Consider the following 16,374-nt stretch of genomic DNA (forward strand, 5'->3'; position numbering starts at 1 on the left):
CAGCGGCGGTCAACTGCCGCTGTGGAGACGCGCACCCAACCGCTGTCCACCGCGGGTGATACCAGATGCGTCAGTGGGTCTTGCCCGTCGTACAAAGATCGAGCTAGACGCGGGCATCCGAGCTTCTTTTTGCTTCGGCCCCCAGATGCGCCGGTTCACACCCCCTCCGTCCACCGAGCACTTCCTCGACCGCATGGAAGTGGAGTTCTCGTCCCTGCTGCGGGGAAAGACGCTGCTGGGAGAGATCGTCCTCTCGCTGGATTCCTGCGACTTAATCGCCAGCCACCTGCGCGCCCTCATCGAGGAGGCTGGGCAGATTGCTGGCACTTCGTTCGTCACCGAGACATGGCAGCTCGTGACCGGAACATGGCTGGTGAACGAGGCGTTCTACAACTTCGAGTCGGGAGAGTACTGGCCGCCGACGCTGCGGAAGATCGGTATCGTCGACATCGGCAACTGTTCGACGAGGTTCGGTCAGGCGTTCCTCAAGCTCCTCCGCGACAGGGGCCTACCTCGATTCCATCGTCTGAAGACGCGTTGGCACTACCTCGGGCCGATCCTCGGCCATTGCGGGATCCCGCGCTCGTGCTTGCCGGAGTTCTTCGAGAAGGTCCTGCCGCGCGCGGCCGAGCTTGGGATCGGTGACGGAGGATCCTTCGACGAGCTCCGCCTCGAGGCTACGCGCCTTTACCTGCGCCGTGCGACCGAGCGATTCATCGTGTTCGGCGATCGCATCGCCGAAGGCTTCGTCGAGCGTGCGCTCGACATGGACCGGCTGTGGCGCTTGCAAGGCTACCTGCCGGTGGCCGACGAGCTCGGCCTCCCTGCTCGCGTGGTCGAAGCGTATCGCGAGTGGGCAGAGAAAGCCGGAATCGATCGCCGCACGCGTACGACGCGCGCGGCTCGATCGCTGCGCCGGCCCCAGCTCGGGCTCGATCCTCACGAAGGCGTCGTCCTCGATCTCCCCTCGCAGAAGCTCGAGCCCGACGAACCGGCACTTCAGTGGATCATCGAGCAGGACTCTCGAGGGCCTGTGCGCATCGACGCTCGCGCACTTCCGGGAGAAGAGCATACGCGGCCCGAGTCGGTCATCTTGGGCGAACCGTTCAGCTCCCTTCGCGTTCACGCGACGGTCAAAGGTTCGCACGTCGCATCGTGGACCATCGAAGGCGTTACGCGACAAGCGCCGCTTCTCTTTTTCGATCCGGATTCGCTCAGGACAGTGCCCAGGCGCTCTCTTGGCGCGCAACTCGTCGGGATCGCCCATCCGCAACGGCTGCAGATCCGTGTGCGAGGCGAGGATGGCGAAGCGCCCGCGCGGATCGTCGAAGAGATCGCACGGCCGTTACCTCTGTCGTGGTCGGATTTGCACGCATTCGTCTACGACCTGGCCGAAAAGGAGACTCTGCTCGTCGTCGACGACGCTGGCCAAGTGCAGCTCGAGGTCGAGCTTCAGGACGCGGTGGACTCACCGACCCTTGAGGCGGTCGAAGGCGACGAAGCCATCGCTCGTGACGACTGCCGGGTGTTCGTGGGCGCGGCTCCGATCTTGCGACTTCCTCGCGTGTCTGCGCAGTCGCTGGCCGCCGAGCTCGAGGCGTGGTCGGTCGAGATGCGTTCGCTTGCCGAGGTCGACGGACCGCGCGAGGCCGAGATCGTTCCCCTTGCCGGAAAGGAGCATCTTGTTCAATCACAAAACTCGGCGCGCGGGGCGGCGATTCGCCTCGATGACCTCTTTGCAATGGGGGCCGCACCGTGGGGCGAGATGTCGCTTCGCGTGCGCGGGCCGCTCGGTCAGGACGCGCGCTTCCACCTGCGTATCATTCCCGAGCTCCAGATCGAGTGCTCCTGGCTGGACGGGCAGGGCATTCGTGATGAGGTTGAGTACACCATAACGACGCCGACCGGAGGCACGTTGCGCGGGGCTGTCGCGCCCGCCGGCCGCAATCGCTGGACGACACGTGCACCGGCAACCGGCGAAAGGCTCGTTCTCGAGCTTCGAGGTCTGGGAGGCCGACCGCAGCAGATTCCGGTCGAGATCGGAGGCCGAACGCCAACCTGGGCGCTCTACGATCCTGCGGGCGGGCGTCATCTCATCCGGTGGGGTCGAGAGCCGTTCGCTTTGCCCATGCGCGATGCGGTCGCGACCTCGCCGACGCTCCTGCTGCGGCTCGTCACCCCGCAGGGATTGCCGTGTCGAGCCGAATTGGTGGTCGCCGGGGCGGATTCCGATCTCTTCCGTTCGTCGTTGAGCTACGATGAGGGCGGCTTTTGCCGCTTCGACTTGCTCCCCGCCGTGACCGCTGCGTCGGCGAGTGGAGCTTCGCGGCTCGAGGTGCGCTGCGAGCTCGACCTCGGCGACCGAACGGTACTTCTGCGATGCGGAGAGCTAACCCAGACCTGGGCACCGTCGGGGTTCTCGTGCGACGTGGACGGTGATCGGTTGTGCTTCCATTGGCACGACCAGTTTCCTGTTGCCGAGCGCTGCATCGAGATCGTGTCATTGCTCACGCCGTGGAACGGCCCTCGGCATTTGCCGATCCCTGACACGGCGCGAGACCGACACGAAGTCCTGGGAGTCGAGCCTGGAAGGTACCTCGCGAGCCTCGGGGTCCTGGACGGTTGGACGCAGGAATTCCAACGCGCCGCAGTTTCCGCGTTGACCGTCGACGTCGGCGATCCCGAGGAGTGGCGTCGCAAGGCTCGTTGGCCGGAAGCTCGCGGCGAATCCGAGATCGATCGAGGCTCGTGCGAGCAACCTGAGCTCAGCGACGGCTTGCGAGCCGGGGACACGGAAGCCGAAGCCACGGCGGTCCTGGCGACGGCGCTGATCGATCTCACCTCCGGAGCGACTTCGGCATCCGACATCTTCTCGATCGACGTTCCGGCGTCCACGGAATTTGCGCACAGGATTCTCGCGGCGCGCACGACCTTGGGGCGGGCCGACTCGCCTTCGAGCGTGCTGCATGGGCTCGACCGGCTCCTGCAGCGGCTTCCTCCGAGTTGCACGCTTGCCGCGCTGACCGGGTTCGAGGGGCAGTTCGAAGGTCGTGCGCTGCTTGAGAGCGGAGTGTTCGCGCGCGGCGCAGCACTGCGCGCGGAGCTCGGGGCCAACGAGGAGGCCCGTCGTCGAATGGGGCCGGATACGATGGAGAGCCTGTGGCGGCTGTGGCCGCCGCTTGGACTTTGGGCGGATACGATCCTGCTCGAGGTCGCTCCGCTCGACGCGGCTCGACGGATCGAGGCGAATCTTGGTGCCGAAACGGTGAAGCGCGTCTGTGCCGTCGCGCCGGGCGCCCTCCTCGGCTTCAAGACACGAGCCGGGGACGAGCTCTTTCGCGCACGTGTGGGTCGTATTGTGAGTGGCGAGGAACTCGGGCCCTTCGCCGTCGAGTCCTTTTCGCCGGGCGTCTCCGTGGAGATTGTCCTCGAAGACGGTGGCAAGGCGCTCGTTCAGCGGCAGCCCGATGGCGCATGGACGTTCGAGGAAAGCGATGGTGAAGGCCTACCGGACGTGATCGCCTCACTCCCGGCAAATGTGCTTGCCGATGCGGTGCTGGTGGTCTCTTATGGTCGCGATTGCCCTTTGTTTGGCGGTCCGCCCGAGTACCAGATTCTCCAACTCGTTCGCCGCCAGCAACGTGCGGTTCTGCGGCAGATCGAGGACCACTCTCGGCTTCCGGTAGAGGCCGTCGGTCCGGCCGCGTTCGTGGCTGCGAATCTCGCGTGGTGCTTGCGTGCCAATGAGACCGTCGTGAAGCGCCTCTCGGATTTGTGTGCCGAGCTCGTGCCCGATCTCGCGGTCTTCATGGAGTCCAGCGTGAACGGCGGTCTGTCGAGGTGGACCGTTCAAGCTCTGCGGAAACGCTGGATTCCCAACGCACACCCGGAGCCTCTCTACGCGGTACCGCTCGTCTGTGGTGCGGCCGTCGCGACCATGCTGTGGCGTGGTCTCGGCCGCAGCGCGCTGTTCCCGATCAGCGAGGAGATGCTCGACCGCATCCTGCCGACCTTGATCGAGTGCGTGCCGGAGCTTGTTGCCCACGACCTCATGATGGTGTGCCTCGCGGAGGCAACGTCATCCGCCCGAAGGTGGCCGAATGCCGATCGATCCGTCCAAGCTGACGCGTAATCTGAAGCGTGACTACAGGAGCTATTTAGAGAGTCGATTTTTCTTCAAGTCGGAGTCGTTGCGAGCTCAGTTTAGCGAGCAGATCGCGGCCGACGACCGACTGTTCTCGGGGCCGTATCTCGAGCTCAATCCCCCCTTCGCGACCGGCAAAACGGTTCGCCAGCTTGCCGCCGAAGGCGCGTTGTCGTCGAGCCTCGTCGACCTGAATCCCGAAGCCCTGCCGCCGGACCGTCCGCTGTACCTCCATCAGGAGCGCGCGATCGAGCGCATGGCGGTGGGGCGCAACGTCCTCGTCGCGACAGGTACGGGAAGTGGCAAAACGGAAACGTATCTTCTCCCGATCCTGAGCCACCTGCTCGAGGAGCGCCGCGCGGGGACCCTTTCGCAAACCGGCGTCAGGACGCTCCTGCTCTACCCAATGAACGCCTTAGCGAACGACCAGCTACGGCGGATACGAACGTTGCTCACCTTCTGTCCGGACATCACCTTTGGGCGTTACATCGGTGAAACGCCACGCCGCTCGGAAGATGCGCGACGGCTCTTTCGCAAGCTCTGGCTCAACGAGCCGATGCTGAGGAACGAGCTCAAGAGCCGCGAGGAGATGTGGGAGCGTCCTCCGCACATTCTCGTGACCAACTTCGCGATGCTCGAGTACCTGCTCGTGCGTCCGCAAGACAGCCCCTTTTTCGCTCCGGAGGCGGCATCGCTGTGGCGTTTCCTGGTCTTGGACGAGGTGCATTCGTACGACGGCGCGAAGGGCACCGAGATCGCCATGCTGCTGCGGCGGCTAAAAGCCCGTGCAGGAATCGCGACGACCGGTCAGCTCCGGTGCGTGGGAAGCAGCGCGACGCTCGGCGGAAGCAACCGCGACCGAACCGATGTCGCTAGCTTCGCGTCCGCGCTGTTCGGTGAACCTTTTGGTCGCGACCCAGAGTCCGGTGCCATCGATGTGATCGAAGCGGTGCGCATCGCACCACCGCGAGAGGCTGACGAACGACCCGGGAGCGCCGCAGGCTTCTACTCCCGCCTTGCCTCTCTGGTCGAAGGCGACGCGATCTCTTTCGACGCGCTCTCGGCTGTTCTCTACGACGGGGAGGCGAATCTCCCGCCGGATGTCGCCGAGCGCGCTCTCGAAGCCCTTCGAGCAGTAGGTGCGCCACCTACGGCGGCTTCGACGCCCGATGCCCGACAAGGTGACGAGTGGGATTGGGGCGTGAACGAGCCGAGCGGCTCCACTGGCCATACTTCGCTTGCTGACGTCGACATCAGCGCTGGTCTCTACGAGATTCTCCGCGCGGACGCTCGGATACGGCTCCTGCGCGAGGCGTGCGCACACGGTCCGCGAGAGGTGGGAGAGGTCGCCGAGAAAGTATTTGAAGAGGAACCTCTGGAAAGGCCAGCTCGGCTCAACGCGTTGCTGGCGCTGATCTCGTTGGCCACGCGTGCCTCTGGTGGCGCCACACGCGCTCCGCTCCTCACTGCGCGCTACCACTTCTTCGTCAGGGCTCTCGAAGGCGGCTTCGTGTGCCTCGGTGATCACGACGGACGTGGTCCGCGTTTGCATTTGGAGCGGCGAAAGACCTGCGCCTCTTGTGAGGGTCTCGGAGTGTTCGAGATCGGCGCGTGCAGGCGGTGCGGCGAGGAAATTCTTGTCGGAACGTTGAGCGACGAGAGCGGTGTTGTCCGCCTCAGCAGCGAAGATCCGACACAGGCGGCGCTTCTTGAAGAGGAACGCGGAAAACGTGCGTTCTTCTCTTTGCGCGTCTGGACCGCGCCCGCGGAAAACGAGGACGAGCTCGCCTTGGACGAAGCGAATCCGGCCGGGCTCGGTGACGACACAAGTGCTCGTCCTGCGTCGCCTCTAGAATGCGCGGAGTCGCCTGCGGAGAGAGCTGCAGCGGCAAGGAGCTCAAGCGCCGGCACGCCCGAGTTTCCCCGCGTCCGCCTGTGCCGTGCCTGCGGTGCCGTGGAGGTCCCTGATCGACCTCTCCTCTGCGGCTGCCCCGAGGAGGCAGCGATTGAGGTCACCCGGTTACCGAGTCGGGGCCGTGAGCTTCAGCAATGTCCGTCGTGCGGCTCGCGGTCGCTGCAGCGCGACGTTCTTCAAACGCTCTACACCGGAACCGATGAGCCGGTGGCCGAGGTGGCGACGACGCTCTTTCAAGTCCTGAACGAAGGCGTCGTCCGGCACGGAGAGCCGAAGAGGAAGCTCCTCACTTTTTCCGACAGCCGGCAGGACGCGGCGTACTTCGCGCCTTACCTCGAGACGCTCTATCGCCGTGCGCTTCGCTCTCACATGATCCTGTCGGTCGTTGAGAGGAGCAACCGTCCCGTTCCGATCGGTGACCTCGCCCAACGACTGGTTACGATGGTGGAGAAGCAAGAGTGGCTCGGTCGGAGCGCGACCACGGGCGACATCGAGCGAGAGGTCTGGGGATGGCTGCTCGCTGAGCTGATGCATTCCGCGAAGGATCGCCGTGGCCTCGAGGCGATGGGGCTCGTCGACTTTCGCCTTCGGCGACGTTGCGACGTGCTTCCACCACAGCCCTTATTCAAAGCGCCATGGCTGCTGTCGCCGGAGGAGGCGTGGTCGGTGGTGCAGATTCTGGTCGACAGCCTTCGCGACGCGTACTGCATGACGCTCGTCGCGGACGTTCGGCCCGACGCGGCGGTGTTCGCTCCCGCACGCGCAGGGCGCAGCGTTGTTCTCCAGCGTGCCCCGAATGACAGGTATTCCCTTGCCTGGTGCCCGCAAAGAAGGGAGAGCTCGAATGCAAGGCTGGATTATTTGCGACGACTCGTCGAACGCCGCCAGATACCTCTTTCCGACGATCAGCTGCGCACGTTCCTGCGCGAGATGTTCGATCGCTACATGACGCGCGCGGGGAGTTCGTTCCTGCTTGCGTACATGGACCAGCCAGCGTCGCGACACGGTGGCGGTATTCTCTACTCGCTTCGACCTCACGAATGGGAGGTTGTTCCCGCCGGTATGCTGAAGCAGTTCCGTTGTAACCACTGCGGAATCTTTTCGGCGCACTCGGTCTCGGGTGTCTGTCCGACCTACCGCTGCGAGGGGACATTGGAAGAGGTTCAGGACGCAGAGCGCTTCGATGCGCGCGCACACGTCCGAGATCGCTATCACCGCATGCGCGAGATCTGGATGGTTGCTCGCGAGCACACGGCCCAGCTCGACTCGCTCTCTGCCGCGGAAACGCAGAGTCGGTTCAGTGACGGAGACATCGACGTCTTGAGCTGCTCGACGACGTTCGAGCTGGGTGTCGATTTGGGCGAGCTCGATACGATTCTCATGCGCAACATGCCTCCGACGCCGGCCAACTACGCGCAGCGCGCCGGGCGTGCGGGGCGACGACTCGGCGCTGCCGCAGTCGTGGTGACGTACGCTCAGCGCCGCTCGCACGATCTTTCGTTCTTCCGTGCCCCGTTGCGAATGATCTCCGGCCGCGTTCGGCCGCCAACCTTTCGACTCGACAACCTGCAGATCGTTCGGCGTCACCTGTTCGCCACTGCGTTCGGCAGCTTTTTTCAGCACGATCCGTCTGCGTTCGGCTCGGGCGATGCGGCAGCTCTGTTGCAACGAACCGAACCAGGCGAGGACGGTGTCGCTCGCTTCGAGCGCTACCTGCGGGAGCGTCCGTCAACATTGGCCCGTGAGCTCCGAGTAGTTGTCCCTCCCGAGTTGTCCGAAGTGCTCCAGTTGGATTCTTGGGGCTGGGTCGATGAGCTGATCGGCACTCGAGAGGAATCTCGGAGAGTATCTCTGCGAGATGTCCAGGCGGAGTTTGAAACCGACTGTCGACGCTACCGCGAGGCCGAGATCGGCGCATCGGAGGCGAGGCAGCACAAGAAGGCTGCCCTTTTTCAGTACCTTCGCCACACCGTCGAACGCCGCCCGCTGCTCGGTGTACTCGCAAACCGTGGGCTATTTCCGAAGTACGGTTTCCCCGTGGATGTCGTAGGCCTGGCGATCGATCCGCAGGCGCGCAAAGCGGCTTCGGATTCAGGGGAGGAGATCGGCTTGGATTTGACGCGCGATCTCGCCTTGGCGATCGCCGAGTACGCTCCAGGAGCCGAGGTCGTCGCTGCGGGACATGTCTGGCGATCGGCAGGTCTCAAGGTCCTTCCGGAGCGCCGCCTGGAGGAGACGAGATACTTCGAATGCGATTGCGGCACCGTCGTGACCGCGCGCGGGACGAACGAAATTACCGAGTGCTCAGGCTGTGGCCAGGCGGTGCAACGAGGGATGCGTCGCTACATCCGTCCCGAGTTCGGCTTCGTCACGAGCGACGAGAAGCCGCGACGCAGCGGTACCCGTCGCCCGGAACGCCAGTATGCGAGCCGCATCGCCTTCGAGAGCTACGTTGGGGGTGCGGCCCCTGAGTTCATTGAGCGCTGGCCCGGGTTGCGTATCGGGCGACCGCTCGTCGGCCGCTTCCTTACGATCAATAAAGGTCGGGGAGTTGGTTTTCGGCTTTGCCAAGATTGCGGCTTCGCCGAGCCGGTGATCCTAGCTTTGAGGCGCTCTCGCTCGCGGGAGCATCGCAGGCCACACGGTGGGATGTGCCGTGGGCAGCTGACATGGGGGGTGGACCTCGGTCACGACTTCCTAACCGATGTTCTGGAACTTCGCATCGATCCAGCTCTCGCGCCATTTCCGAGTAACTGGGCGTCGATCGCCTACGCAATTCTCGAGGGCGTGACGCAGGCCCTGGGAATCCGCCGAGAGGATCTGAATGCGACCTGGCGGCGCGGACGCGACGACAATGGTTGCGTGTTCCTGTACGACGCCGTGCCGGGCGGGGCCGGTCACGTGGCCCGCATCTACGAGCACATGCCGAACGCGCTCGCTGAAGCACTGCGAAGGGTATCGGAGTGCTCCTGTGAGGAAACGACTAGCTGCTACGAATGCCTTCGCTCGTTCGGAAACCAGCGGTTTCACACGCAGCTGTCGCGAGGCGTGGCGAAGACGTTCTTGGAATCCGTGCTGGGTGTAGCGGCGGTGGCGGCGCGCCGGCGGCGACAGCCTGCCGGCGCCGAACAAGCCGTCTTGTCTCTCATCAATGACGAGGAGCTTCGAGAGGCGATCCAGCAGCTTATCGCTGGTGGAACACCACTTCCGCAGGTTGGGTACGAGGTAGTTGATGGGACGGGGCGCGTTGTCGCAGAGCTCGAGGTGGCCTGGCCCTCTGCTCGTGTTGGCGTGTACGTCGATCCAGTCGACGAAGTGGAGACACTTGGTCATTGGACACTGTTCGCAGTGAAGTCTGCATGCGAGCAGTTAGACGACATTCGCCGTGCACTATCTGTAGCTGCTTAAAACGTCGATTTCCAGGCGATCGGGGATCGACTTGGACGCGCGAGATCGTGAATGGAACGTACACACTATGCAATCCTGGGGCTCCCCGATTGTGCTTCGCTCGACGATGTCGTGGAAGCATATATTGAGCGCTGTCGCGAGCTGGATAGAATGCGAGACTTAGGTCTGAGTCCCGGAGAAATATTCAGGAAAAGAAGAAAATTGCGAGCGGTCTACGAGATTCTCTCTGATCCCTTGAGGAAGGAGGCTTACGACCGAATCCTGCGGATACCGGTCCAGAGTTCAGCGAGTGCTGCAAGTGACAGTGTCTCCTACGTGGCACCAGCGCCGCGCTTTCAAAAGGATGATGAAGTCTCGCATCCGACGAGGGACCAGGGAAAAGTTCTAAAGAGCTCGATCGGTAGCGACGGCGAGGAGCGCGTCGTCGTTCGTTTTTCGAGTACGGCCGCGAAAGTGGATGCGCGTGAGATCAGCTTGCTTCAACGTTCTACACCAACGTCTCGTTGGCGAGGTCGCAGGGGCGATCCGCAGATGTGTGGCGAGCCGATCATTCGGACCACGGATGGTCGCTACGATTCGTACCCCGACTACGAGCCACTCGACGACGAATCTGAGCCGTAGTCGCAGTGCCACCGGGAATGGGCGCGCAGCAATGGGTACCAATGAGGGAACCAAACCGGACCGCCATGGCGTGTTCGACGGCGGGACGAGCCGCATCTCCGGAACACCCGCAGGTGGCCGGCTTGGCTTTCTCCTTTTCCTCCCCGCATTGCTCGCAGCCACGCTGACTTCCGCCAGAGCCGACGTCACCTGCCGCCCCAACATCTTCGGCGGCGAGGACTGCACCGGCGACGGCGTCCGCTCCTCCTCCCGCCCGAACATCTTCGGCGGCTACGACACCACCCACGGCGACGGCACGCGCACGACCTCGCGTCCCAACGTCTTCGGCGGCCACGACACGACGACGCCGCAGGGTACGATCACCAGTCGCCCGAACGTCTTCGGCGGTGACGACTACCGCCTCCCGGACGGTCGCGTCGTCACCTCGCGACCGAACATCTTCGGTGGGGCGGACTACCGCCTGCCGGACGGCCGCACCGTGACCTGCCGCCCGAACGTCTTCGGCGGGCAAGACTGCCGCTAGCGTCCGAACCTCGCACCCGAAGAGCGCCGCGCCCCTCGCGCCGCAGCCGACTAGACGCCGCGCAAAATCCTCGCGCGGCAAAGCACTCCGGCGAGCCCCGGACGCTGATCGCTCGCGGCCTCGAGGCCCAAAAACGTCGCTTCAACGCCGCGCACGATTGCGCGCCGCCGCCTCAATGATAATGACATTCAATTTCATCGAGCCGGCGGCCAACGCGTGGCCCCCACGCCGCCGCTGCGCTTGCAGCGCCGCAACGCGCTCCGAGCGCCGCACGGCACGGACCCCGCGCACGTGACTCTCGAATCACGCATGAACTCCACTTCCATTCCCCCCGCGGACCGCACGCGAGGCGCACGCGCCACCTCGCAACCTCCGCGACGCGTCGCATGCCCGCGACCAGCGCTCCACGCTCTCACCCTCGCGCTGCTCCTCGCGACCGCGCTCCTCACGCCCGTGCGCGCGACCGCACAGACGCCGCCCGAGCCGCAGCCGTCGCCCACGCCCGGCGAGGCGCCCCCGCTCTTCGTGCTCGACCCGATGGAGGTCGCCGGCGACAAGAGCGACGCCTTCGGGCCGGTCGACGGCTACGTGGCGTACGACTCGGCGACCGCGACCAAGACCGAGACGCCGATCATCGAGACGCCGCAGTCGATCGCGGTCGTGACGCGCGATCAGATGACGGCGCAGAACGTGCAGACGGTCGCGGGCGCGCTGCGCTACACGGCGAGCGTCCTCGCGGAGCCGTACGGCGCGGACAGCCGCTACGACTTCCTCTTCGTCCGCGGCTTCGACCAGTCGGCGAACGGCCTCTACCTCGACGGCCTGCGCCAGCAGCTGAGCAACATGGGCTTCCGCATCGAGCCCTACGGGCTCGAGCGCATCGACGTCCTGCGCGGGCCGTCGTCCGTGCTCTACGGGCAGTCGGCGCCGGGCGGCATCGTCAATCAGATCTCGAAGCGGCCGCGTCCGCAGCCGCACTACGAGCTCGTCCTCGAGGGCGGCAGCTTCGAGAACGTCGAGGGAGCCTTCGACGTGGGCAGCGCGATCGGCGACAGCGACTGGTCGTACCGGGTCGTGTCGCTGCTGCGCCACGCCGACACGCAGGTCGACTTCGTGCCCAACGACCGGGCCTACGTCGCGCCGTCGATCGGCTGGCGTCCGACCCCCGACACCGAGATCGTCTTCTTGACGAGCTTCCTCTACGACGACACCTCGCTCAACCAGTACCTGCCGCCGCAGGGGACCGTCACCTTCAATCCGAACGGACGCATCCCCCGCAGCCGCTTCGTCGGAGAGCCGGACTTCAACTCGATGGAGCGCTACCAGGTCCTCGCGGGCTACGCGGCGAGCCACCACGTCGACGACACCTGGACGCTGCGCCAGAACCTGCGCTTCGGCTACGGCGAGTTCTCGACCAAGGCCGTCTTCGGCAACGGTTTCGAGCCCGATCTGAGAACGCTCAAGCGCTTCCCGTATCGGGACGACCACCAGGTGGTGAACTTTCTTCTCGACAACCAGGCGCAGGCGCGCTGGAGCGTCGACGGCGTCGAGGTGACGAGCCTCTTCGGCATCGACCTGAGCCTGTTCAAGGACGACGGCCGCACCTTCTTCGGTGGGCTCACGACGCTCGACGTGTACGCGCCGGTCTACGGCCAGGTGAACATCACCACGCCGCTACCGACCGTGGACGCGGTCACCGAGCAGTTCCAGCTCGGGCTCTACACGCAGCACCAGGTGACGCTCTTCGAGCGTCTCGTGCTGCTCGCGGGAGGCCGCTACGACTGGGCCGACAGCGACACCAACGATCGCCTGTACGGCGTGAAGACGAGCCAGCGCGACCGCAAGCCGAGCTGGCGCGTCGGCGTCCTCTACCTGACCGACTTCGGGATCGCGCCGTACGGCACCTACGCGACGTCGTTCGAGCCGATCGAGGGCGTCGACCTGTTCGGCGACCCGTTCGAGCCGAGCACCGCCGAGTCCGGCGAGATCGGCGTCAAGTATGAGCCGCCGGGCTGGAACGTCCTCGTCACCGCGGCGCTGTTCGACATCACGCAGAGCAACGTGCTGACGCCAGATCCGGAGATTCCGCTGAACTCGATCCAGATCGGCGAGGTGCAGTCGCGCGGCGGCGAGATCGAGGTCGTCGCGACGCTGGCCGACGGGCTCAGCGCGGTCGCGTCGTACTCGTACGCCGACGTCAAGAACACCAAGACCACCATCCCCGGCGCGCTCGGCAAGCGTCCGGTGCCGGTGCCGAAGGAGCTCGCGTCGGGCTGGCTCGACTACACGCAGCCGAGCGGCGTGCTCGCCGGGCTCGGCGTCGGCGCCGGCGTGCGCTACGTCGGCCCGACCTTCGGCGATCTGGAGAACACGCTCGCCGTGCCCGGCTTCACCCTCGTCGACGCGGTGCTGCACTACGAGACGGGCCCGTGGCGCGTGGCGCTCAACGTGACCAACGTCTTCGATCGCACCTACGCCAGCTGCTACACGCTCGAGACCTGCTTCTACGGCACCGCGCGGACGTTCCTCGGCAGCGTGCGCTACGTGTTCTGAGGCGCTCTCAAGACGTCCCGCGCCGCGCCCAGCAGGCCCAGGCGGCGACGACGAGCGGCAGCGTCGCGACCAGGAAGGCGGCGCCGTCGGCGGCCGGGTTCTCGGCGAGCAGCATGCCGACGATGCCCGCGACGGCGAGCACCGCGAGCACGACGACGAGCGTGAGCGTCGCGCGCTGACCGTTCACGCCGCGACCTCCTCCTCGAAGCGCACCGGCATCCGGCGGCGCCGACGACGGCGGTCCCACCAGAGCCACGCGCCGTTCGCGGTGATGAACAGCGTGAGCCAGGTGCACGCGGTCCACAGCAGCTTGAGCGGCAGCCCGCCATAGTCGCCGAAGTGCAGCGGCTGCGAGAGCACGATCGCCTTGAGATACGCCGGCGGCGCGACCGCCGCCGCGACCTCGCCGGTCGCCGCATCGATCGCGGCGACGCGGAACAGCCGCTGCTCGATGCCCTCGGTGCCTTCGAGCAGCACCGTGTAGTGCCGCGGCGTCGAGAACTGCGTCCCGGGGAAGATCGCCGTGACCACCTTCCAGCCCGGCGGCGCGCTCGCGCGCGCCGCGGCGAAGGCGCGATCGACGTCGACCGGCGGGTTGCGCACGTCGACGGGCTCGAGGCCGTCCGCGTGCGCGCGCAGACCCGCGAGCTCGGTCGCCTGCCAGATGCCGATCGCGAGCGTCGAGAAGCCGAGCAGCAGCCCGGTGACGGTCACCACCAGAGCCCAGCCGAGCACGGCCGTGCCGATCAGGTTGTGCAGGTCGATCTGCAGGATGCGCGCGCCGCGCCCGCGACGCAGCATGCCGAAGGCGACGCGCCGCGCGTACGGCGCGTACACGACGAGCCCCGAGAGCAGCGACAGCAGCACGAGCAGCGCGATCAGCGCGCCGAAGAGCTCACCGAACGGACCCAGGAACCACTGCGCGTGCAGCTCGAGGAGCACTCCGGTCAGCGACTTCGAGGGATCGCGCGCGTCGATCGGCTCGCCGCTCGTGAGATCCGTGAAGCGCAGGCTGGCGTCGTTGAAATCGCCCGCGCCGTCGTTCGGCAGCGTCGCGACCAGCAGCACGCCCGGGTGGTTCTCGGGATCGATGCTGACGCTGCCGACCCGCTCGTCGGGAAACGCGGCGAGCACGCGCGCGACCGAATCGGCGATCGGGCGCTGCGTCGCCGGATCGGCCTCGACCTCGGGCACGACGCCGAGCAGGTCGTCGATCTCCTCGTGGAAGATCAGCACCGTGCCCGTCAAGCACAGCACGAGGAAGAACGGCGTCGCGACGAGGCTCGTCCAGCGGTGCAGCCAGCAGTTGAACCGGAACCAGCGGGACGGAGATCGCGACGTCATGGGCGCGGCGCGGCGTGCGGGCAGCCGCTCAGTAGCGGTTCTTCTCGTAGTCGTGCGCGAGCGCGCGCCGCATCATGCCCTTCGAGAGCAGCGCGCGGATCGCGCTCGCCGCGACGCCGCGACGGTCGTTTTGCTTGACGTGGTCGACGAACACGCCCGCCATGTCGGGCAGCTCCTCGCGCGGCACGCTGCGCGCGGGATCCCACGGCACGGCCTTGGCGAGGGCCTGGCTCCTGCGCAGGTCCGCGTCCTGCGCCTCGAGCAGCAGCGCGATCTTCGGCGTCTTGCCCTGCACGGCCATCGACGCGAGCAGAGAGGGCTCGACGGTCAGCGACGCGACGCCCGAGACCTCGAGGATCCAGTCGTCGCCCGGCGCGAGCGCGAGCAGCGCGACGCGCGGCTGCTCGAGGACGTTGTGGAAGGTGTCGGTGCGCCGGTTGCCGGGGCGGTCGGGCACCGCGAGCTTGCCGTCCCAGATCCGCAGGAAGCTCGGCGGATCGCCCTTGGGGCTCGCGTCCGCGCGCCCCTGCGCGTCCCAGGACACCAGCGCGACGAACGGCGTGCGCCCGAGCTTCTCGCGCACGTGCGGCTCGGCGAGCACGCCGCTCGCCTCGCCCTCGAGCGCGCCCGCCTGCGTCGATTGCTCCTGCAGCGACCAGAACGACGAGCGCAGAAGCGCCTTCGCGCAGTGCGCGAACGCCTCCTCGACCGTGACGGTGAGCGTCGCGCCCTCGATCGTCGCACGTCCGTTGACGCGCAGGGTCTCGCCGAGCCCCGGGATGAAGAAGAGGAGGGCGCAGCCGACGCTCGGATCGACGGTCGCGGCCTCGTCGAGCTCGATGCGCAGATGCGTCGGGTCGAGGACGCGCGCGAAGCCCGGCGCGCCGCCGGCGATGGTGGCGCGCGCGCGGCCGTCGGCGGCGGCGAAGCCGACCACCGCGAACGGCGACAGCGCCAGCAGGCGCACGCAGTGCTCGTCGAGCGTGCGCACCGACTTCATCAGCGCGCCGAGCGGGCGCGAGCCGACGACCTGCTCGAGCTCGGCCACCGTGCGGATCGCGGTCATCGACGCTCCGTAGCCTTGTTGAAAATGACTTTCAATATCGTGGCGCGACCCGAGCGCGCGCCGACGCCCTCGCGCCGGCGATGACGAGCCGCGTGCGCGCCCGTGGTAGCGTCGAGCCGACAACCGGAGCAGGAGGAGGAGCCCATGAGCACGTATCGCATCGCCGTGGTGGTCGGCAGCCTGCGGCGCGAGTCCTTCAACAAGCGGCTCGCGCAGGAGCTCATCGCGATCGGACCGCCGGACTTCTCCTTCGAGCAGCTGCGCATCGACGACCTGCCGCTCTACAACCAGGACGACGACGGCAACCCGGCGGACAGCGTGCGGCGCCTCAAGCAGGAGATCGCCGCCGCGCAGGGCCTGCTCTTCGTCACCCCGGAGTACAACCGCTCGATCCCCGGCGTGCTGAAGAACGCGATCGACCACGCGTCGCGGCCGCATGGCCAGAATGCCTGGGCCGGAAAGCCCGCGGGCGTGATCGGCGCCTCGATGGGCAAGATCGGCACCGCGCTTGCGCAGCAGCACCTGCGCAACGTCCTCGCGTGCCTCGACGTGCCGGTGCTCGGGCAGCCGGAGGCGTTCATCACGGTGAGCAACGCGTCATTCGGTCCGGACGGACGCCTCGCGGATGCCGACACCGCGCGCTTCCTGCGGAAATGGATGGATCGCTATAGCGTCTGGGTGCGCAAGCACGCAGGGTGACGGGCAACGGCTGACGGACGCGCGCCCGCGGCTGACGGCGAGTGCGCGCCCGCGGTGACGGGCGTTGCCCGAGCGTCCAGCACGCCGATCGCGCCGCGAGA

At 66.4% G+C, this 16,374-nt stretch carries 8 protein-coding genes; 5 read left to right on the plus strand and 3 right to left on the minus strand.

What is annotated here, in order from left to right; translation table 11 throughout:
* Positions 1-193: 193 nt before the first annotated feature.
* The 4 genes from VIS07_07880 to VIS07_07895 all read left to right on the plus strand — a co-directional run bounded on the left by VIS07_07880 (position 194) and on the right by VIS07_07895 (position 13,164).
* Entirely contained in the window at positions 194-4,132 is a 3,939-nt protein-coding gene (locus VIS07_07880) for a hypothetical protein (protein HEY8515416.1), read from the plus strand.
* On the plus strand, positions 4,101-9,467 hold the full coding sequence (locus tag VIS07_07885) for a DEAD/DEAH box helicase (GenBank protein ID HEY8515417.1): 5,367 nt from the start codon (positions 4,101-4,103) through the stop codon (positions 9,465-9,467). The genes VIS07_07880 and VIS07_07885 overlap by 32 nt, the downstream gene beginning before the upstream one ends.
* Positions 9,468-10,119: 652 nt before the next feature.
* Positions 10,120-10,611 (plus strand): hypothetical protein, encoded by a 492-nt coding sequence (locus VIS07_07890; GenBank protein ID HEY8515418.1) that lies wholly within the window; start codon positions 10,120-10,122, stop codon positions 10,609-10,611.
* Between the two features lie 453 nt (positions 10,612-11,064).
* On the plus strand, positions 11,065-13,164 hold the full coding sequence (locus VIS07_07895) for a TonB-dependent siderophore receptor (protein HEY8515419.1): 2,100 nt from the start codon (positions 11,065-11,067) through the stop codon (positions 13,162-13,164).
* A 7-nt stretch (positions 13,165-13,171) separates the two neighbouring features.
* Here VIS07_07895 and VIS07_07900 read toward each other — a convergent pair whose 3' ends face one another.
* Genes VIS07_07900 through VIS07_07910 form a run of 3 tightly spaced genes read right to left on the minus strand, consistent with a single transcriptional unit; the run spans position 13,172 to position 15,574 of the window.
* Positions 13,172-13,351, minus strand: coding sequence for a hypothetical protein (locus VIS07_07900; GenBank protein HEY8515420.1), 180 nt, complete (start codon positions 13,349-13,351; stop codon positions 13,172-13,174).
* A complete protein-coding gene (locus VIS07_07905; protein ID HEY8515421.1) occupies positions 13,348-14,508 on the minus strand; it encodes a PepSY domain-containing protein in 1,161 nt (386 codons plus the stop codon). The genes VIS07_07900 and VIS07_07905 overlap by 4 nt, the downstream gene beginning before the upstream one ends.
* A 28-nt stretch (positions 14,509-14,536) precedes the next feature.
* Positions 14,537-15,574, minus strand: coding sequence for a pyridoxamine 5'-phosphate oxidase family protein (locus tag VIS07_07910; GenBank protein HEY8515422.1), 1,038 nt, complete (start codon positions 15,572-15,574; stop codon positions 14,537-14,539).
* 144 nt (positions 15,575-15,718) lie between these two features.
* On the opposite strand from VIS07_07910, the gene VIS07_07915 reads away from it, so the two are divergent.
* On the plus strand, positions 15,719-16,273 hold the full coding sequence (locus VIS07_07915; protein ID HEY8515423.1) for an NAD(P)H-dependent oxidoreductase: 555 nt from the start codon (positions 15,719-15,721) through the stop codon (positions 16,271-16,273).
* Positions 16,274-16,374 lie beyond the last annotated feature (101 nt).

The organism is Candidatus Binatia bacterium (genome assembly GCA_036563615.1).
Lineage (GTDB): Bacteria > Desulfobacterota > Binatia > UBA12015 > UBA12015 > DATCMB01.